Genomic DNA, 19879 nt, shown 5'->3' on the forward strand with positions numbered 1-19879 from the left:
CTCTGTGGCATAATACATTTTAGAAAATACTCCCTGTTACTCTTGGCACCTGGCGTTGATGCGCTTCGGCGAACTGAATGTGCTTTTGGCCCGAAATTCGGCGGGCGTGGTTGGCGCGTCGGGAGGCCAGTTCGGCATAGTAGTCGCGCAGGTAGGTTTGTGCACCCATACAGGCCATAGCCGCCCGCTTGGTTTCCATCACCGACGTAATATCCACAAAGGTGTCTGGTACAAAGCCACACAGTTCGGGCTGGTGCGGCTCGAACGAGTACCAGACCGGCGGATCGATGTTTTTGAACGCGCTCGGCACCCCCGCTCCCGACGATAGTAATCGTGCCCGCTGCACCGCCTGAAACGCCAACGGATGATCGGGGTTGAACGGGTCTTTTTCGCTGTGGGTCAGGATAACATCAGGTTCGAAGTCGCCGATGAGGTTGGTGAGCTGCGCTACCCGTTCGTCGGTCAGCAGCATCGGGTAGTCGCCCCAGTCCAGAAATTGAATTGGTGTGCCCAGTATATCGGCCGCTTGTTGGGCCTGCTCATGCCGAATCGCTTTCACACTGTCGACAGTGCGTTTAGGGTCTTCTTTCCAAAGTTCGCCCGACTCGCCCCGTTCGCCATACGATAGGGCAACGACCAGGGTTTCGGCCCCTTCTTCCATCGCCTTAGCAATGGTGCCAGCCGACCGCCAGACAAAATCGCCGGAATGGGCACCGATAATGAGAAGTTTTTTCATGTCTAATGTAGAGACGCAATCCCTTGTGTCTCATTTCCGGATGGTTTCTAACCTGTTACTGTAATGCTGACGCGTGAGGAGACGCAAAAGGTTGCGTCTCTACGACGGCGGGGTTGGCATCGGCGTGCCCTGTGTGTGAAAACTGGGGATGGTGGGTAAACCCCAGGCTTGCCCGCGTTTTCGTTCTTCCATCGTCCAGAAAACGGTTTGGTGATCGGGGTCGGTGATGAGCCGGGCGGTGGTATTGGCAATCTCGACGCGGTTGCCACCGGGCTCGTAGACGTAAAGGAAAAACGTTTGCTGAATGATGTGCTTGTGTGGGCCGGTTTCGATCTGAATACCGTTTTCAAGGCAGATGTCGGCCGCAATCAGCACCTCCTCCCGACTGTTTACGGCGTAGGTAAGGTGGTGAAACCGTCCCCGAAGGGCTAGGTAATCAAGCGTAACGGCCAGATCGTAGGATTTCGAATTGACCATAAACCACACGGCCCGCGGATTCATGTTCTCCAGATCATCCACAATGCTTTCGCTCATAATGCCGCCCAGCGTAGTCAGGTGAAAATCCCGGTAAGCCCGCACGTCGCTGGCAAACAGGTTGAGGTGGTCGATACGCCGGACGTTGATGCCCCGACCGGGAAACCGGCTCGCTGTGTTTTTCAGCGCCGATTGATCCTGCGGGCTGCAGCGGTACTTTTCGGTTTCGAAATAAATTTCGGTCAGGTGACCATCGGGCGAGTGAAATTCAAACGCCGGGCCGTGGCCGAGGTCGCCTTCGTTCCAGCCGATGGCATAGGGCGTTCGCTGAATGGCTTCCACCCGGCGCTGGAGGGCCTGCGGGCTGCGGGCACGCCAGGCAAAATGACGCATACCGGCCTGTGGACTGGCCGTTAACTTCAGCGTATGGTGCTCATAGTCATCGTAAGCCCGCAGGTAAATGGAATCGCCGACGGTAGCCGTGATCGACATGCCCATGATCTCGGTAAAGAAGCGGGTGCTTTTGTCGAGTTTGGGCGTGAGGAGTTCAACGTGGCCCAGGTGAGCCAGATCCCAGGTGGTTTCGTTCATGGTCGACACGATGAGTTTATTTCAGGTGTTTGTCCAGGAAGGTGAAAACCTTCTCCAGATTTTCCGGCGTTTCGAACTGCGGACCGCCATGCCCCGCGCCCTCGATAGGTGTGAAGGTTACCTTGTCTTTACCCAGCACGGCAGTGAGGGCCGCCGTAAAGTTGATGGACTGCTGCGTGGGTACGAGCGGGTCGTTGGTGCCGTGCTCGATGAAGAAAGGCGGGTCGGCTTTGCTGATGTAAGTTGCGGGACTGGCGCGTTTGACCAGTTCGGGGGCCTGCGTGATGGGCTTGCCAATTAATTGAGACTCCGGCGAATTGGCTTCATTGTGGTCGGCTTTTCCCTTGCCGCTGGCTTTGAACTGCGGGTCCATCTGATCGAATTGAATCGGGCCAAACCAATCGACTACGGCCTGCACCCGGCTGCTATGACTGGCGTTGCCCAGCGACGCATCATCGAAGTCGGTCACGTCGCCCGTGGTACCGGCCAGCGCAGACAAGTTACCCCCGGCCGAGCCGCCCCAGGTAGCAATTTTATCGGCATTTAGCTTGTAGGTTTTAGCGTTGGCGCGAATCCAGCGGATGGCGGCTTTTACATCCTGAATCTGGGCCGGGTAAATAGCCTCGCCACTCAGGCGGTAGTTGATGCTGACAACGGCGTAGCCTCGTTTAAGTCCGCTGAGAGCCGCATTGACCTGAAAATCGCCTTTGTCGCCCATCTTGAAAGCTCCGCCGTGGATCGAGACAATGACCGGAAAGGGACCAGTGCCTTCGTTGGGCAGGTAGATGTCCAGCTTCTGTGCGGGCGATTTCTGGGCATAGGCTATATCCAGAAACTTGTTTTTAATCCCGTCCGTACTGGCTTTCGGCATTGGGCCACCTCGCGGCATTCCACCCGGAGGAGGGCCACCTGGCGGCATGCCTGGCGGCTGAGCAAATGTTAGGCTGCAACTCAGCAGGAGAACAGCAAAGAGGGTGCGATATGATACAGACATGACGATGGGGGATTTGTTGTGCAACAAAGGTATTTGTCTTCCCCGGCGCCATGCCGAAACACTTCATCGTTTTCCGGAAACAAATCGAACATACAGGCAGCTAAATCGCCGTCTTTCAAAATAAATTCGCAGATTAGTGTTGTTTAAATACGTTGTATTTCTACCGGAATAAAGGGACATACTGGTAATGATCTAACCTTTTATAGCCTTTTTCAAAGGATGAAAGGTCCATGAACGCTACAGAAGCGGGCCCAAACGATGAAATCAACGTGGAAACAAAGTTAACCTCATGATCATGCAACGCATCACCCAGTATGACGGCCTTTATGGCCAGGCAAACACCAAACCCGATGCGGAGTACTTGTATTCCGAATTGCTGGAGACGCGTAGTCAAAGCTTCGACTGGGTTATTCAGCCGCATATCCATGCCCGGTTGTTTCAGGTTTTCTTTATTGAAACCGGGCAGTTCAACTTTCAGGAAGCCAGCCGTGAGCGTCAACTCACCGGCCCCTGCCTGTTACTGATTCCCCCCACGGCTCTTCATGGTTTCGTATACAATGCCGATGTGAGAGGACGTATTCTGACCCTGTCCGATGCGCTGATCGATGCGCTGTTTCCCGGTGGTTCGCCCGTTACGGCCATGCTGGGCAGTCTACAATGCCTCTCAACCGTTTGGGAAACTTACTCGGCCAGCCGGGTTAGCGAATTGATCAAGGCGATTGACGACGAATTATTCGATGATCAGCCCGAAAAACGGCTCATGCTACAGAGTTGTCTGCAACAGTTTTTTCTGGTTGTTTATCGCCTGTGGCAGCAAAGCGAACAAACCGGTTCCGGAACAAACAACCTGTCACTTCAGTATTTTCGAAAGTTTCAGCAGCGCGTGCGGCAGGCGGGCACGACGCACACCATTGCCCAACTGGCCGACGATCTGGCCATTACACCGGTCCACCTGAACCGAATTTGCCAGTCCGTTTCGGGTAAATCGGCCAGCCAGCTGGTGCAGGCGCATATTCTCGACGAAGCCCGCAAATATCTGACTTACACAACCTATTCCGTTTCGGAGATCGCCTACCTGCTCAACTTCGAATACCCCAACTACTTCGCCCGGTTTTTCAGGAAAAATACCGGTCTGTCGCCGTCAGAATTTCGCGAGGGTCAAATCAAGGTGTAAAACGCATCATCCGCCCTTTTGGCTACAACGTTCGGCTATCTGACTACAGCTGCTGGGAGCAAAACCCTGACCTTTGTACCAGCAAAAAAACAGATAACTATGAATCTTGTATTGACGGGATCGCTGGGAAACATCGGCGAACCACTCACCCGGCAACTGGTGCAAAAAGGACATACCGTAACGGTCATCAGCAGCAATCCGGAACGGCAGCAGGCAATTGAAACGCTGGGGGCGAAAGCGGCCATTGGCACCATACTGGACATCGACTTCCTGACCGATACCTTCAGCGGGGCGGATGTGGTGTTTCTGATGGAAGCCATGGCGCCCAGCAGCCTTTTTGATCCAACTCTGGACATCATCAAGGCCTACTCCGATATGGCCGAACGTTACAAACAAGCCGTAGAACGGTCAGGCGTCAGGAAGGTGATTCACCTGAGCAGTATCGGCGCGCATACCACCGAAGGCAATGGCGTGTTAGCGATGCATTACTATGCCGAGCAGATCCTGAACCAGCTACCGGACGATGTGTCGATCAAGTTCATGCGCCCGGTGGGCTTCTTCAGTAACCTGTACCGGTCTGTGCGGACGATCAAAATGCAGGGCGTGATCATCTCGAATTATGGTGGCGATGCGAAGGAGCCGTGGGTGTCGCCAATCGACATTGCGACTGCCGTGGCCGAAGAAATGGAAACCCCGTTTGCGGGCCGAACCATTCGGTATATGGCCAGTGATGACGTATCGCCCAACGAGATTGCTCAAGCCCTTGGCGAAGCCATCGGTAAGCCCGATTTGCAATGGGTCGCCATACCGGACGATGAACTGCTGAATGGTATGACCTCAATGGGTATGAACCCGCAAATCGCGAAAGGTTTTGTGGAGATGCAGGCCGCCCAGGGAACGGGGGCTTTGTACGAAGATTATTATAAATATCAGCCAACATTGGGAAAGACAAAGCTGCACCACTTTGCCCAGGACTTTGTTAAGGCCTTTAACCAATAAACACAACGTTCCGGCTATGGCAGGCAGTCAAACAAAACGGGTAAAATCCATCAGCGAGTTTCATTCTTTTAAAGGCTTGCCACAGCCCGAACACCCGTTAATCAGCGTGATCGACTATAGTGACATTGCTTGTGTTCCGGAAAATCATGCGAGCAACTATGTCTTTGATTTTTACAACATTGCGGTAAAACGGGGCGTCACCGGCAAGCTCAAATACGGCCAGCAGGCCTATGATTTCAATAATGGTGTTATGTTCTTTGTATCGCCCGACCAGGTTTTTGGTATTGAACCGAACCCCGATGCCACTGTTGAGCGCAGCGGCTGGATGCTATTGATTCACCCCGACTTTTTCTGGAACACATCGCTGGCCCAGACGATTAAGCAGCATGAGTTTTTCGGCTATTCAGTAAACGAAGCTTTGTTTTTATCGGACAGGGAAGAAGCAACCATCAACGGAATCCTGCAAAACATTCGGCAGGAGTGTAGTGCCAATATCGACAAGTTTAGTCAGGGCATAATCGTTTCGCATATCGAAGCGTTGCTGAATTATTCGGAGCGGTTTTATCATCGCCAGTTCATTACCCGCAACATAGCAAACCACAAGATCCTGGATCGGCTGGAGAAGTTGCTTGCCAGCTATTTCAATAGTGACGACCTAATTATAAAGGGCTTGCCGACCGTTACCTATGTGGCCGATGCGCTGAACATCTCTCCCAAATACCTGAGCAGTTTGTTGAAAAACCTGACCGGACAGAATACCCAGCAGCATATCCACAACAAGCTGATTGAAAAAGCTAAAGAACGATTGTCGACCACGCCTTTATCCGTCAGCGAAATCGCGTATACACTCGGCTTTGAGCACTCTCAATCCTTCAGTAAACTATTCAAATCAAAGACCAACTTATCACCTTTAGAATTTAGAGGCTCGTTTGCCTGAGTGCTGGCCAAATGGACTGACTTCCAGATTACACAGCGGTTGCCTGCCAATCGTGGCCCACTGATAGTCAGTTATAAATCTATTTGTTAGGAGTAGTAAAAACGCCCCATTATGTCTCTTTTACGTAAAGTTATATATGGAGTTCTCCTTTACCTTTTAACGGATAGATAATGAAACCGTCAAGACGAAATTTCTTACAGTCGCTGGGCGTTGGCGTAGCCAGCCTGGGTGTGGCTGAACAATCCATTGCGGCTGGGGCAAAACCACCGAAAGCCGCTAAGCCAGTCGGCGACGAGCAGATTTTGTTCGTGGGCGACAATATAGCTATTGCCAAAACGGAATATGGCAAGGTAAGAGGGTTTATCCTGCGGGGAATTCACCAGTTTTTGGGTGTACCCTACGGAGCCGATACCTCGGGCAAAAATCGCTTTATGCCTCCGCAAAAGCCAACCGCTTGGACCGACATTCGGCCTGCCCTGTGGTGGGGAAACTCCGCCCCTCAGATCATGGAGAAACGGTACGCCAATCCCTATGCCTCGTTTGTCGACCACTGGAACTACGACGACGTGTCGGAAGACTGTCTGAAACTGAACGTCTGGACCCCGGCGCTGGACACGCAGAAACGGCCGGTTATCGTCTGGCTGCACGGGGGCGGATTCGTTAACGGAAATGCGGTTGAGCAGGACGGCTACCATGGCGAAAATATTTCCCGGTTCGGGAATGTCGTGTTCTGCTCCATCAACCACCGGCTCGGCGCGTTGGGCTATACCCATCTGAAAGCGGCCGGTGGCCATCCGGCATCGGGTAACGTGGGTAATCTGGACATGGTGGCGGCTCTCGAATGGGTCAAAAACAACATTGCCAATTTTGGCGGAGACCCGAACAACGTGACCATCATCGGTCAGTCGGGGGGAGGGGCTAAAGTAACGACCCTAATGAACATGCCGTCGGCCAAAGGATTGTTTCACAAAGCGGTGGCTTTGAGCGGCAGTTCGCTGGCTGGAACCAATAAAGAATATGCCGAGAAACTAGGGTTGAAAGTGATGGAAGAGGCCGGTTTGAAACCCGGTGAAATTGATAAACTTCAGCAGATTCCCTGGCGTGAATACATCGACATTGCCAATCGGGCCACCGAGAAAATGTCCGACGAAGCTAAAAAGATGGGTTTACAGCGCGGTGGCTATTCGCCCGTAGGCGACGGCGCGACCCTGAACGACGGCAAGTTTTTCTCGGACCCCAACCATTTTTCAGCTACTATTCCGCTGATAATCTGTTCGACTTTCCATGAGCAGAACCCCGATCGGACCGATGCTTCTCTGGAAAATATTTCGCTGGCCGACGTAAAAGAAAAGATCAAACCCCGCTTTGGCGACAAAACCGGCGACATCGTGGATGCTTACGCCCGCAATTTCCCGAAAGCGCGTCCTATTGAGATCTGGGCGTTGATTGTGTCGAACCGCAAGAACGTCGTGGCTACTGCCGATGCGAAAGTATCTCAGCAGAAAGCGCCCGTTTATGTAGCCTGGTTTGGCTGGCAGCCCCCGCTCTTCGACGGTCGGATGCGGGCGTTCCACTGTGACGACATCTGTTTCTGGTTCTATAATACCGACCTGATGCTGACCCATACGGGTGGCGGCAAACGGCCCCGTGCCCTGTCAGAGAAGATGGCCGGTTCCTTCCTCAATTTCGTCAAGACCGGCAACCCCAACGGGGGCGGCTTACCCAACTGGAAGCCGTACACGACGCAAAACGGCGAAACAATGATTCTGGACGACACCTCGGCCCTCGCCAACGACCCCGACCGCGAGGCCCGGAAGACATTGGCCTAAGAATTTAAGTAGCTATTTACGCCAGTGCGTAAATAGGTTAGGACTGAAATAGACAGCCCTTGTAAACCTCCTGCCTGGAAGGTTCACAAGGGCTGTTTGGCTGTTCCCGATCTCCAATCAGGGTTGGGAATTATAGGCTTCGTATAGTATTTAATGAATGTAACAATTCAGTTAACTAGTTTTTGTAAACACAAATTACTATTATTGCTACTTAAGCGTATTTCTGTCCGTTGTAAGGGTTGTAGGCGTCTGGAAACTAGTTGATTGGCCTTCTTCGGTGTTGCGCATTATAGTATGTTGGGCAAATCGAAGAGTTATGAAAAAGTGTGTGCCGTCTTCGGTCGATAGGCTATGCATCTCGTTAGCACGCTTTTGGCTCGGCGGCTTTGGTTGGCAAGTCAATCGGCCCATTAGGCAGGTTTAGGTTTGTTGGGTTGCCCTCTGGCGACAGATAAATATTGCATATTAATTTACGTATCGATAAAAGCTCCCAACCTTTAAGTGCGTGTCAGATAAAATGAAGAAAGAAATACCCTTAAAAATGTGGCACACTTTTCAACCAGTACTTGAAAAGTTAGAAGGAGTGGCCAAGCAGATCAAGTCCTCTCAATATGCCATTTACTTAAAAGATACAGACCTGCAATCAGACTTCTTTTTTACATGTAATTCTACTGACTATGCCGATAAAGTGTCTGTGGGAGTAAAGCCCGGTTGGGATCATTCTATCCAAATACATAAAGTGGATCAGACCTATGCCGACGCCAGGAAGACGCTTGAGAACTGGTTAAACATTTTAAAATAATATAATAGCTACAAAACGATTTAGGATGAACCCGACGATCCTATTACCATTCGCTATCAAACCGAGTTTTATGACGGTTTTGTAATAATAAGCGAAGAGGCTAAAGGGACTCCGTTTGGCTTTGAAGAACAACTGAAGTTTGATCGTTATCTAGCTGTAGTAGCAAATATTCTGGAAGCAGAAAAAGAAAAAGTAGCAGGCGATGAGGAGAAGACTGCTGAGTTGGAGGAGTTACAAAGGGATTGTCAATCTCTTAAAGAAATCTTGACTGACCTAAGTCAAGATGAGACATTTAAACGACTGGCCAGACTATGGGCTAAAGCGCGTAAATATGGCATGTCAATAATCAAGCCTATTGTCAAGGCATTTGTTGATGAAACACCAAAATGGATTGCTAAGGAAACGTTAGGTGAAGTTGGAGGACTCCTATCTAGCATAAGTGATCTGCTTACATGAGAGGAATTGGATATTTCCGAGTCTTAGCCATGGCTTACTGTACACAACTAACAGATCCTTGGGCTACTTACAGTGGGGATATTTATGGTGGTAAATGTCTGTAATTCGTTAAAAAATGGATGAACTAATAACTTTTTTTGAGGCACGTGCTTTGTACGTTAGAAATGAAAGTAATAAAAATTTAGCTACTATTTACTTAGTTCTTGTGTTAGGCCTGCTCTCGCTATTACTACCCTTACCAGAACTGATAAACAGCCAGTTAATCCCTTTAAAAGCCAATAATCAGTTACAGGTAACTGATTTGCTGAAAGTAAAAGGGTTTAATTTGGGAGTTATAGTACTTTCCAAAATCTTTATAGTTTCTATTGTTTATTTAATTGTCAAGTTTCAATTAAATAACCATTACTATAATAGTAATCTCATTAATTTTTATAGAGGTCTCGAAAATGCTTTACGAGTCAAACAACTTGATGGATCTTTGGATTTACAGTTACTTATTTCCCAAGTAACCCCTTCGCTTTTCTATAAAGAGAAAAAAAATGAAGACGATGGAAAAAACCTCCTTGATGCCGTAAAATCATTGAAAGAAGTAATTGTTTCGAAGTAGAAAGGCTATGGATTTCTGTTCTGCCGAGCGAGAGCCCAACTGCCCTAACACAGAATTTGGTAATAGCTTCACGTTCGGCATAAAAGTTGATTGAGTAAATTTTATAGGGTACTCTTTCGCTTTTAACGAAAACACTTTTGACAGTAACCCCCGTAACAAAATGATAAAAGGACAAGAGATTGCCAATTTGCTTGAATTTTTTACTTTAATTGACCGAAAACAGGCCGAACGCGAACGCAATAATGCGGAGCGAATATTGTATAGAGGACAACTTGATTGTAATCCTTTACTGCCTTCAATTGCCAGAAACCGAACGAGTAATACTCGTTCACTTGAAGGAGAAATGTTGAGCTATATTGAAAGGGTAGCTCATTTGAAGATTGATTATGACAGCCAGTTGGACCTGTTAATTACAGCTCAACATTATGGTCTGAAAACACGACTTTTAGATTGGACAAGCAATCCGTTAGCGGCTCTTTATTTCGCCATTGAGAAAGAGTATGGCATAGACAAAGACTCTTACGTGTATATATTTGAAGTTCCTAAAGAAACTATTCTTTCTGATAGAGATTCAAATTCCCCACTTGATGCTGTTAAAAAAGACCCATTTTCTATTAAGAGAACAAGTGTTCTTCGCCCAACGTTAAATAATGATCGTATCGTTGCGCAATCAGGTTGGTTTACGATTCATTGTTTTGACAACGGATTTATACCTTTAGAAGAAGAACCTCTTATGAAGAATCATCTTACTGAAATAAAGATACCTAAATCCTTAAAGCGGAAATTCATGGCACAAATTAATGATTATGGCATCAATGCAAGAACGATGTTTCCCGATTTTGAGGGAACCTGTAAACATGCTAACTGGAAGTTTCAGTAGGCTAGAAAAAGTAGCCTCGTTTCTGGCTTCTTAAGAGCGGTTTATGCGCTACAGGTAGTACGGCTCGACGCAAAATCTTACAAAAATATATTCATAAAGGTTACAAGTGCCTGTGTTCAGTCGAGTACCTTCCTTATGTATTTAGCAATTTACACAACCACTATTATTCTTGTAATCGGTGCAACGGGCCATCTTGGCTCTGCCACTATTAATTTCCTGCTGAAGAGACACTTCCTTCGTAAATTACTGCCCTCGTTTACTTAGGTTGCTAACGGTATTGCTGAGGAATACCCGTCTCTGTGCAGACGTTCGCAGTTGACCCGTTTTCAGGGTTTTACACTGGAGCCCCGTACAATGAGCTCTGTTTTCAGGACTCGGGTTACTGGTTTCCAGGTAGTTGTTTCTGAGTTAATCTGTTCCAGCAGCAACTGAGCGGCTATCCGACCAATATCCCGTGTAGGTTGGGCAATGGTTGTTAGTCCCGGTTCGATCAACGATGAACCATAATCGTTACTGAATCCAACCACGGCTATCTGATCGGGTATCGAAAGCCCCCGTGCTTTAATGATCTTCAAGGCTTCGAGTGCGGTTGGATCATTGACAGCAAACAGCGCGTCTGGCGGTTCGGGTAGATCGAGCAGGTAGTTTACGTAAATCTTGGCCCGCTCCAGGTTTAAATCGTAGCTGATGATCAGGTCCTCAGCAATCGGAAGGTTATGTTTCCGTAATGCATCTTTATACCCCTCCAGTCTTTTTCGGCTGATGTAGAGCGACATTGGACCGGCCAGATGGGCGATACGTCGTTTGCCCGTCTGAATCAGGTGTTCCGTTGCTTTAAAAGCGCCTTCATAATCGTCGACAACAACTTTAGGCACGTCGATATCATAACAGATCCGGTTGAAAAAAACCATGGGAACTGCTTTCCGCTGAAATACGGCGAGGTGGTCGAAATTCCTGGTTTCACGCGTCAGCGACACCAGTACGCCATCCACCCGATTCGCGATCATTGTCCGCGCATTGGCTACTTCTGTTTCGTAGCTCTCATTCGACTGGCAGATCAGGACTGTGTATCCCGCCTGATCGGCTATCTCCTGCGCTCCCATAATGACAACCGGGAAAAATGACGTCACGAACTCCGGTACAATAATGCCAATTGTTCGGCTCTGGCTCGACGACAGGTTGATGGCCAGCATATTTCGCTGGTAGTCCAGTGCTTTGGCGAGCGTTAGTACCGCCTGCCGGGTATCCTCTTTCACTGATGCATGACCAGTCAGGGCCCGCGAAACAGTTGACTTGGACAGGTTTAATTGACGGGCAATGTCAATAATAGTGACCTGATGACGCTTCATGAACGTGGTGAGACTACATATTTTGTAATATACTAAGAACGCTAGGCTTTAATCTACTTGCTACACCTCACCAGGTATGGGCGTGTATTAGAAATGAGAAAAAATATTCACTATTAGGTCAACTAATTTACGCACCGGTTCATCAGTTAATACTTTCCATTTGTGATCGTTATTATTGTTCTTGATCAAGGCTACCTACTGTAGATAGCTTTGATTGCTCCCTGGCTGCTGTTGGCAGTATAAGTTGTTTTTGCAATTGATAGTAATGGGGTTTTCTTCTTGAGAAAGCCCTTTTTGGCGTTTCGATATACGGTATTACTATAGAATAGATAAAGAAAGCCTCCTTTTAACTATACTACTAACCATGGTCTACAAGAAAGTCAGACTAAAAACGAAATCTTCTCCGGTTAAGCAACCGGATACTGATTCTGCGCGTCAAAGTGAAAAGAAAATTATTGAAGAAGGCTTTTTAAGAGGGGCATTTCGCGGGTTTAGGAACAGAACCACCTTCTTTGAATTCAGAGAGGGGGGGCGGTGGCGACAGGATGAAGATCAGTATCTCTACCATTACTTCAATAAAGCTTATGCCTATATCTATCAGGAAAATGATGCTTATTATCTACACGTAGAAGGAATGGATATGTGTATTAAGGTTGTCGCAACTCCACCCAGGAAAAAAGTGAGTACCGGAAGAAAAAAGAATTCGGAAACCTAGCCAACATGTCAGGTCGCCGATATGGCGCTCATGTATTGTCAGATTAGGGCTGACACACAGGCGCGTATATACGTAGCCGTTGTTGTGAATTTTGTATTCTACAGTCAGGCAGTCATCCTAAATTGATTATAGGGACTATATAAATGTTGATTTTTTTGTTCTTTGCAGATGGGCTTTAGGGCCATTCTCCCGGTTATCGCCCATTCTGACAATTGGTATGCTCTTTTTAAAAATAGACCACTGGTTAATTCGGCTGCTGAAAACGTCGTTACGTATTGCTCGGCCTGAAAGAATCGGCCGTCTGATTGGTTGTCTGCTGGGTATAATGATTTGCTCCTGTACCGACGCTATCGCTCAGGTACGACCTCAAACCGGTGCTTTACTGCCATTAAGCATTACCATACTGTATTTTGATCAAAGTAGTCCTGCGCTTCGGCCTGGCGTGAAGACAACCCTCGATTCATTGGCTCAGGTGTTGGTAGAACAACCTGCACTGATAGCCACAGTAACGGGCTATACCGATACCATAGGGAAGCGTGAACTGAACCTGGCTTTGGCCGAACACCGGGCCAAAGCGGTCGGAGGTTATTTGGCGCAGCGTGGTGTACGCAAAGACCAGATCATAGCCAATTGGGAGGGGTCCGATAAAAAAGCCACCACAACTGATTCGGAGGGTGTAAACACCATTGGTAGGCGAGTCGTTGTTCAACTACTGCCCAAGGAACAATAGAGAGCAAGCAGTAACAAGACCGTTGGCTAATTAATAATAAAATTGGGAGGGGATAACAAAACTTGTTGGGAAGTTCACTAGTTAATGTGTCGGTTGGCTTCGCTGTAAAACAAAAAAGAGTTTCTCTAATAGAAAAACTCTTTCACCATAATATGATCTAATATGTTAATAGCTGTTTAACAATTATGAGGCCAGTTTTTTCTAGCGGGCCAGAATTGATAGACAGTGGATGCTAAAACGAGTTGCTGATCAGCAATTTTTTTATAAAGATCTGATAGTCAGCATAAAAAAATTTTTTCATTGAACGGCTCCTGACTGCTTTTTTGCAGTCAGGAGTCTCTTTTTAAGAGATCTTGTTCCATAAAATGGAATAAAAGGCCAAAAAATAGACTTTGGTCGGCTGTTAGCCAGTATTTTGGGTTACTAAATTTAGTCAAAGAGAAAAAAGAAGGAATTTAAGTATCCAATAACACTAATTAGTATACGATATTTTCTATTTATCTGGAATTTTTTTAATCGTTTATAGCCTAATCATTTTGGGGCACGATCTATTGTATTTATTTATAATATTATGTTCAAGTACTTATACGTGTAAGAAAGCGTATTTATGCTCTTCTGTAAGTTATTGTAATTCAGTTACTTTGCTGTAATTGAGGGCATTTTATTCGCTGAAGGTCAACCTAATTCGGTTGATAGGAGCTACTTACCAAATGGTTTAAGAATAGCGGCCTGCCATCCGGTGGTTATGGATACTTTGGCAGAAGACTGACCTGATTCCAAATATTGGAAAACCAGTAATGATACAAAGTGAGCTATGACTATTCTGCCCATCAGCGACCCTGCTACCCTCGATCTAGCTACCGACGTAATACATCAGCGGCCTATTCTTGTCCAGTTTCCATCTGTTTTTGTTCTGCTTGCTGCACCAACGTCGAAGGGGGCTAGCCAGTTGGATGCCACAAAAGAACGCCTATCAGGTAAAAACTATGGAACCGCCATTGGCAGCTTAGAGCAATTTATTACACAGGCCCAGCCTGGCACCTTGCCCCATGAATTCACCCGTTGCGAGCACTTCACGGCGCTCACGGGAAGTTTTATTCGCTTACAATTTGATCAGGAGACGTTTCAGTCAAAGACGATTCGCAATGGTACGCATCAGGGCTTATTACTGGACGGTATTTATGGCAGGATGTTCAGGCGTATAGAGGAGTCTTTCGCTGCATCATCGTCGGAAGGTATGTGGAATCACCGAGATTACTGTGCCCCTTTATGCACTAGCTGTAACCTGAGCGGAGATCCGGAGGGGTCCATTACGGACTATGATAAAGCCTATTGTTTTGCTAAAACCAGAGGGATCGATCTCTTTATCACCGCTACGCAGTTGACAGGCGAAAAAGGATCGTATCCTATATTCGGTTTCGAGTCAGGTAAGGTAACCATTCATCGGGAAGGACCCGGTCTGGATGCATTTAAAGGAAGGATTCCGCCCCGGCTTCGAAGTTGGGAGCAGACATACAGTCAGTCAATGCAAAAAACCTTAATTGACAGTAGAAGGTAAATAAAGTGAAAAATAAAACCTCTTTCGTCTCACGCTGCACAATAAAAGGGTTTTTACGGCGTTTATAGACTGTTACATGACTTCTGCCCCGGTAAGCGAACGCCCACCGGGGCTTTTTTTTGTCTGAGCCAGACTAAAAGGTTGCCCCTTCATCATGGCAATAATAAGCTGTCTGAATACTAGAATGGTGGCAAAAAGATGGTGTTTGCCCCATTTTTGACAGGCTGTTCCTGACTGGTTGATTAACCAGAAGACTGAAACCTCATTAGACAACGTTAAATCGAACTGATATGACACATGAACCTAACCTAACGCGATTTTTAGACGCTCAGGAGAACGACTACGCCAGAGCATTAACTGAAATAAAGAACGGACGGAAACAAAGCCACTGGATGTGGTATATTTTCCCCCAGATTGCGGGCCTGGGCTTTAGTGAAACCGCAAAATTTTATTCGATACAGGATGTGGATGAGGCCAATGCGTACCTGACGCATCCGGTGTTAGGGAGTCGGCTACGGGAAATTTCGAAGGCATTGCTGACTGTTGACGGAAAAACCGCCCATCAGATTCTGGGAAGCCCGGACGATGTAAAATTAAGCTCCTGCATGACGCTGTTCGGGGCGTTGACGCCAACCGATCCCGTATTTCAGGCCGTTCTGGATAAATACTATGCCGGTATTCCCGATTCCCGAACGCTGGCTATTCTGAAAAACGGGCAGTAAACCCATTAAAAGCATAGCCAGAAAGACAAATAAGGGCGAAGAAGTTCGTATCGAAGCATCAGAAACTCGAGTGGAGCGGGCTGTGATGGGGTAAAATCTACGCTAAATTCCCTTTACCCGCTATACTTGAAACCATGCATTTCCTATGCAGTCCAACAGACGAACATTTATAAAAAGCTTGTCGGCCGCTTCGGCAGTAATCGCTACGGAGGCAGTTGCCAAACCATTTGGCGCTCCGGCTTACATTCCGAATCTGATGAAGATCAGCCCGAACGACAAGATTCGATTTGCCACTATTGGTATGGGTATTCAGGGCAATTTCGATACGCAGGCTGCTTTGCGCAACCCCGATGTCGAGCTCGTTGCCGTTGCCGATTTATACAATGGTCGGCTTGAACACGCCAAGACGGCCTACGGAAAGGACAAAGAATTGTTCACAACCCGCGATCACCGCGAAATACTGGCCCGGCCGGATATCGATGCAGTACTGGTTGTTACGCCAGACCACTGGCACGACCACATCACCATTGCCGCGCTCAAGGCAGGTAAGCACGTCTACTGCGAGAAACCGATGGTGCAGCACCTCAACGAAGGCAAAGCGGTGATCGATGCCTGGAAAAAGTCTGGTAAGACGATGCAGGTGGGTAGCCAGCGCATCAGCAGTGCGTCGTTTAAAGAAGCCAAACGGCTGGTTGAAGCGGGCGAAATCGGGCAGATCAACTACATCGAATCCAACAACGACCGCTTCAACGCCATTGGTGCGTGGCAGTACTCGATTCCGCCCGATGCATCGACGCAAACGCTGGACTGGGACCGGTTTCTGGGCGATGCCCCCAAGCGGCCTTTCGACGAAAAGCGGTTCTTCCGCTGGAGAAACTACAAAGATTATGGTACGGGAGTAGCGGGTGATTTATTCATACACCTCATTACGGGCGTTCACTTCGTAACAAACACAATGGGCCCCACCCGGATCTATTCGTCGGGGAATCTGGCTTACTGGAAAGATGGACGTGATGTGCCCGATATTATGGCATGTATCATGGATTATCCCAAAACCGACCAGCACGAAGCGTTCCAGATGGTGCTGCGGGTCAATTTTGCCAATGCGGGCAAAATCAACGACGTAACTCGCATCATCGGGAACGAAGGACAGATTGAATTTTCGGAGAACAACCTTATTATGACCAAAAAGAAACTGCCAACGGCTCCCGGCTACGGCGGTTACGACAGTTTCTTTACATTCACGGAGCCCGTTCAGCAGGAATTTGTGAAGCGGTACGATAGCCTCTACCCACCGGATACCCGCAAAGCCGATCCGGTGAAAGAGATCAGGTTCGAAGCGCCTAAAAACGACGATGCCCACGCCAAACACTTCGGCGACTTTTTCGATAACGTTCGTAAGGGTAGTCAGGGTACGGTTGAAGACCCCGTATTTGGTTTCCGGGCTGCCGCGCCAGTACTGGCCTGTAACGAAAGTTTCTTTGAGCAGAAAGTAGTGCATTGGGACCCTATTACGATGACGCAGAAAAATCTTGCAGCCAGCGCAACGTCTACTAAAAAGAAGCCGGTAACGTCGGCAAAGGCATCGACGAAAAAATCGTAAGGGATATCGATACGAATGAGTTTACGTGCGGGAGTTGGTTTGGTGTAGGGGCCGTATAGCTGAAATATGGCCCCTACACCAAACCAACTCTCACTGTTTTTATGAGGCTTGCTGGGTGGACCGTAGCTGCTTTAGGGCCTGGCGTAGCTGCTGACGCGCCGTTTCGACGGGGAGGCCGAGGGTACGGGCGGCTTCTTCGGGCGTACAGTTGTTGAAAAGAACCGAGTCAAGGAGTTCGGTCAGTTTAGAATTGGTTTCTTTCGCTGCTGACCTGACCAGTACTTTAGGCCCGTTTGTCGGGAGAGCGATCACTTTCCCGCTTGATGTCAACTGTACAGACCGCGTGGACGATTGAGCCTGCTCCCTAAGTGCATCCAGGCCTATACGTCGCGCTACAACCAACAGCCAGCTGAATATGGGTTGCTTTTCGGGCCGGTAAGTACTTATTTCAGAACGGGCTTTGATAAACGTTGTCGCCAGCAGCTCAACAGCCAGCTCGTTGTCCGAAACAATCCGGGTGATCACGCCAAGCAAAGCCGGGGCATATCGGTCGTATAGGGTTGCAAAATCAAGTGAATTCCTGCCGTTAGGCAGTCCGGGTACGTTGGGCTCCTTAAGGAATGGAATTTCGCTAACCATAGGTGAGGGAGAGTAGGTGGTGTTTGCTGATGATGCAATAATTGACGATTAGCCAGCCGTTCGTAAACACCCGGGCTGGTAAAAGGCTAATCAATAACAGCATGTTATTTATTTAGTTTTTTTAATTTTTTATTCGGTAGGAAATCCCTGAACAAGGAAGGTATCGAATGGAATGGTCGTTGTGTTGGTTCTTGTTACCTTTGGGTATCGATTTAACTAAGTTTATGAAATACAAAAAGCACGTTTTCATCTGCAACAACCAGAAAGTAGCTCCCAAGAAGTCATGCGGTGAAGCCCACGGTAATGAACTGGTCGACGCATTCAAAGCGGCCCTCGCCGAGCGTGGTCTGCTAAAAGAAATGCGGGCACAGCGCACCGGTTGTCTGGATGCCTGCGCCTTCGGGCCAACACTGGTTGTATACCCTGAGGGCACGTACTACGGTAATGTCCAGCTTTCCGACGTTGCTGAAATTGTTGATAGCCATCTGGTAAACAATCAACCCGTAGAGCGGCTCAAGCTGGATTTTTAGTAGCTACATACCTGGCGCAGGCAACTACCTGCGCCAGCTTGTCCTTTATGTACAAACACTTGTTTTTTGACCTGGACCATACACTCTGGGACTTTGATCGTAACTCGGCCGAGTGTATTACCGAGCTGTATGACACATTTCGGCTGGCCGATCTGGGCATCGAATCTGCCGCGGAGTTCAGTCGACAGTTTGTTGCAATAAACCGGCAGTTGTGGGCCGACTTCGACAAGAATCTCATTGAACACACCTACATTCGAAAACACCGGTTTCCGCTGGTATTTCGGGCGATGGGGGTCGATGAGTCGGCTGTTCATGCCGATATGAACGTGGAATATCTGAAGCTGCTGCCCCGCAAGCCTCATTTACTGGAATCAGCCAAAGAGTTGCTGGATCACCTGAACGGGCGCTATACGATGCACATTATTACCAATGGCTTTGCCGAAATTCAGGCCGTAAAAATGGATAGCGCCGAAATCGCGCATTATTTTACGCATGTGATCACCAGTGAGAACGCGAATGCCAAAAAGCCAAATCCGCTGGTGTTTCAGTACGCCATGGAAATCAGCGGCACCAACCCGTCGGAAAGCCTGATGATTGGTGATAATTACGAAGCCGATATTCTGGGAGCAAAAGGCGTTGGTCTGGACACCGTTTTTTATAACCCGCAGGGGCAGCCGGTCAGCGACCCGCCTACCTACGATATCCGCCACTGGAAAGAATTAATGGCTATCTTATAAGAAACGTCATGCAACTCACTAACTCAACCGCCATCGTTACCGGAGGAGCTTCGGGCCTGGGCGAAGCTACCACCCGATTACTGGTTGCCAATGGTGCCAATGTGGTTATTCTGGATTTGAACGAGTCCCGTGGACAGGCGCTGGCAGAAGAGCTGGGCGAAACCGTTCGGTTTCATAAAACCAACGTGACGGATGAGTCCGACGTACAGGCCGCTATCAACCTGGCCATCGAAACCTTTGGTGGGCTGCATATCAACGTCAACTGCGCCGGAGTGGCCGAAGCCCGCAAAACGTTGGGTAAAGTAGAAGGGGTGTACGGTGCCCATTCGCTGTCAGTCTTTCAGAAAGTCATCTCCATTAACCTGGTTGGTACGTTCAATGTGATCCGGCTGGCGGCTCTGGCTATGGAAACAAACGCACCCAATGCCGAAGGGGAGCGGGGAGTCATTATCAATACCGCGTCTGTAGCGGCTTACGACGGCCAGATCGGGCAGGCCGCTTACGCTGCCTCTAAAGGGGGAATTGTTGGCATGACCCTGCCTATTGCCCGTGATTTGTCCCGGTCCGGCATCCGGGTCATGACCATTGCGCCGGGTTTGTTCGAGACACCGTTGCTGGCCAGTTTACCGGAAGAAGCGCGGCTGTCGCTGGGTCAGCAAGTACCGTTCCCGTCGCGCCTTGGGCGGCCGGGTGAGTACGCGATGCTGACGAAAAGCATCATCGAGAACCCTATGCTGAATGGTGAAGTGATCCGGCTGGATGGTGCCATTCGAATGGGACCCAGGTGAGTGGTTTTAGTTGGGCACTAAATCGGTAA

General features: G+C 48.5%; 20 protein-coding genes. 15 read left to right on the forward strand and 5 right to left on the reverse strand.

What is annotated here, in order from left to right; genetic code table 11:
- Nucleotides 1-19: 19 nt before the first annotated feature.
- The 3 genes from NT073_RS28580 to NT073_RS28590 form a co-directional block, all read right to left on the reverse strand.
- Complete coding sequence (locus tag NT073_RS28580; RefSeq protein ID WP_297380833.1) at nt 20-736, reverse strand: PIG-L deacetylase family protein; 717 nt, start codon at nt 734-736, stop codon at nt 20-22.
- A gap of 99 nt (nt 737-835) precedes the next feature.
- A complete protein-coding gene (locus NT073_RS28585; protein ID WP_297380837.1) occupies nt 836-1801 on the reverse strand; it encodes a VOC family protein in 966 nt (321 codons plus the stop codon).
- Nucleotides 1802-1817: 16 nt separating this feature from the next.
- Nucleotides 1818-2795, reverse strand: a complete 978-nt coding sequence (locus tag NT073_RS28590; protein WP_297380839.1) for an alpha/beta hydrolase — start codon at nt 2793-2795, stop codon at nt 1818-1820.
- Between the two features lie 295 nt (nt 2796-3090).
- Between NT073_RS28590 and NT073_RS28595 the strand changes: the two genes are divergently transcribed.
- The 7 genes from NT073_RS28595 to NT073_RS28625 all read left to right on the forward strand — a co-directional run bounded on the left by NT073_RS28595 (nt 3091) and on the right by NT073_RS28625 (nt 10479).
- A complete protein-coding gene (locus tag NT073_RS28595; RefSeq protein ID WP_297380841.1) occupies nt 3091-3969 on the forward strand; it encodes a helix-turn-helix domain-containing protein in 879 nt (292 codons plus the stop codon).
- Nucleotides 3970-4068: 99 nt separating this feature from the next.
- Nucleotides 4069-4968 (forward strand): NAD(P)H-binding protein, encoded by a 900-nt coding sequence (locus NT073_RS28600; protein ID WP_297380845.1) that lies wholly within the window; start codon nt 4069-4071, stop codon nt 4966-4968.
- A 16-nt stretch (nt 4969-4984) separates the two neighbouring features.
- Nucleotides 4985-5905 (forward strand): AraC family transcriptional regulator, encoded by a 921-nt coding sequence (locus NT073_RS28605; RefSeq protein ID WP_297380847.1) that lies wholly within the window; start codon nt 4985-4987, stop codon nt 5903-5905.
- A 170-nt stretch (nt 5906-6075) separates the two neighbouring features.
- On the forward strand, nt 6076-7734 hold the full coding sequence (locus NT073_RS28610; protein WP_297380851.1) for a carboxylesterase family protein: 1659 nt from the start codon (nt 6076-6078) through the stop codon (nt 7732-7734).
- 517 nt (nt 7735-8251) lie between these two features.
- Nucleotides 8252-8536, forward strand: a complete 285-nt coding sequence (locus NT073_RS28615) for a hypothetical protein (protein WP_297380853.1) — start codon at nt 8252-8254, stop codon at nt 8534-8536.
- Between the two features lie 571 nt (nt 8537-9107).
- Complete coding sequence (locus NT073_RS28620) at nt 9108-9599, forward strand: hypothetical protein (RefSeq protein ID WP_297380856.1); 492 nt, start codon at nt 9108-9110, stop codon at nt 9597-9599.
- Between the two features lie 160 nt (nt 9600-9759).
- Nucleotides 9760-10479: an FRG domain-containing protein gene (locus tag NT073_RS28625; RefSeq protein WP_297380859.1), complete on the forward strand. Its 720-nt coding sequence runs from the start codon at nt 9760-9762 to the stop codon at nt 10477-10479.
- 326 nt (nt 10480-10805) lie between these two features.
- Here NT073_RS28625 and NT073_RS28630 read toward each other — a convergent pair whose 3' ends face one another.
- Nucleotides 10806-11828, reverse strand: a complete 1023-nt coding sequence (locus NT073_RS28630; protein WP_297380861.1) for a LacI family DNA-binding transcriptional regulator — start codon at nt 11826-11828, stop codon at nt 10806-10808.
- A gap of 364 nt (nt 11829-12192) precedes the next feature.
- Here NT073_RS28630 and NT073_RS28635 point away from each other — a divergent pair, with 364 nt between their 5' ends.
- The 5 genes from NT073_RS28635 to NT073_RS28655 all read left to right on the forward strand — a co-directional run bounded on the left by NT073_RS28635 (nt 12193) and on the right by NT073_RS28655 (nt 17156).
- Nucleotides 12193-12543, forward strand: a complete 351-nt coding sequence (locus NT073_RS28635) for a hypothetical protein (protein ID WP_297380864.1) — start codon at nt 12193-12195, stop codon at nt 12541-12543.
- Nucleotides 12544-12760: 217 nt separating this feature from the next.
- Nucleotides 12761-13273, forward strand: a complete 513-nt coding sequence (locus tag NT073_RS28640) for an OmpA family protein (RefSeq protein ID WP_297380867.1) — start codon at nt 12761-12763, stop codon at nt 13271-13273.
- Nucleotides 13274-14087: 814 nt separating this feature from the next.
- Nucleotides 14088-14831 carry a hypothetical protein gene (locus NT073_RS28645; protein ID WP_297380869.1) on the forward strand — a complete coding sequence of 248 codons (744 nt, stop codon included), beginning with the start codon at nt 14088-14090 and terminating at the stop codon, nt 14829-14831.
- 290 nt (nt 14832-15121) lie between these two features.
- The gene (locus NT073_RS28650) at nt 15122-15553 is read left to right on the forward strand and encodes a DUF1810 domain-containing protein (protein WP_297380871.1); all 432 of its coding nucleotides are present in this window, start codon (nt 15122-15124) and stop codon (nt 15551-15553) included.
- Nucleotides 15554-15698: 145 nt separating this feature from the next.
- Complete coding sequence (locus NT073_RS28655) at nt 15699-17156, forward strand: Gfo/Idh/MocA family oxidoreductase (protein WP_297380873.1); 1458 nt, start codon at nt 15699-15701, stop codon at nt 17154-17156.
- Between the two features lie 99 nt (nt 17157-17255).
- Here NT073_RS28655 and NT073_RS28660 read toward each other — a convergent pair whose 3' ends face one another.
- Nucleotides 17256-17795: a sigma-70 family RNA polymerase sigma factor gene (locus NT073_RS28660; RefSeq protein WP_297380875.1), complete on the reverse strand. Its 540-nt coding sequence runs from the start codon at nt 17793-17795 to the stop codon at nt 17256-17258.
- Nucleotides 17796-18019: 224 nt separating this feature from the next.
- Between NT073_RS28660 and NT073_RS28665 the strand changes: the two genes are divergently transcribed.
- Genes NT073_RS28665 through NT073_RS28675 form a run of 3 tightly spaced genes read left to right on the forward strand, consistent with a single transcriptional unit; the run spans nt 18020 to nt 19850 of the window.
- On the forward strand, nt 18020-18325 hold the full coding sequence (locus NT073_RS28665; RefSeq protein WP_297380877.1) for a (2Fe-2S) ferredoxin domain-containing protein: 306 nt from the start codon (nt 18020-18022) through the stop codon (nt 18323-18325).
- Nucleotides 18326-18372: 47 nt separating this feature from the next.
- On the forward strand, nt 18373-19062 hold the full coding sequence (locus NT073_RS28670) for a YjjG family noncanonical pyrimidine nucleotidase (RefSeq protein ID WP_297380880.1): 690 nt from the start codon (nt 18373-18375) through the stop codon (nt 19060-19062).
- An 8-nt stretch (nt 19063-19070) separates the two neighbouring features.
- Nucleotides 19071-19850: a 3-hydroxyacyl-CoA dehydrogenase gene (locus NT073_RS28675; protein ID WP_297380883.1), complete on the forward strand. Its 780-nt coding sequence runs from the start codon at nt 19071-19073 to the stop codon at nt 19848-19850.
- Nucleotides 19851-19879 lie beyond the last annotated feature (29 nt).

This window comes from Spirosoma sp., assembly GCF_026391055.1.
Lineage (GTDB): Bacteria > Bacteroidota > Bacteroidia > Cytophagales > Spirosomataceae > Spirosoma.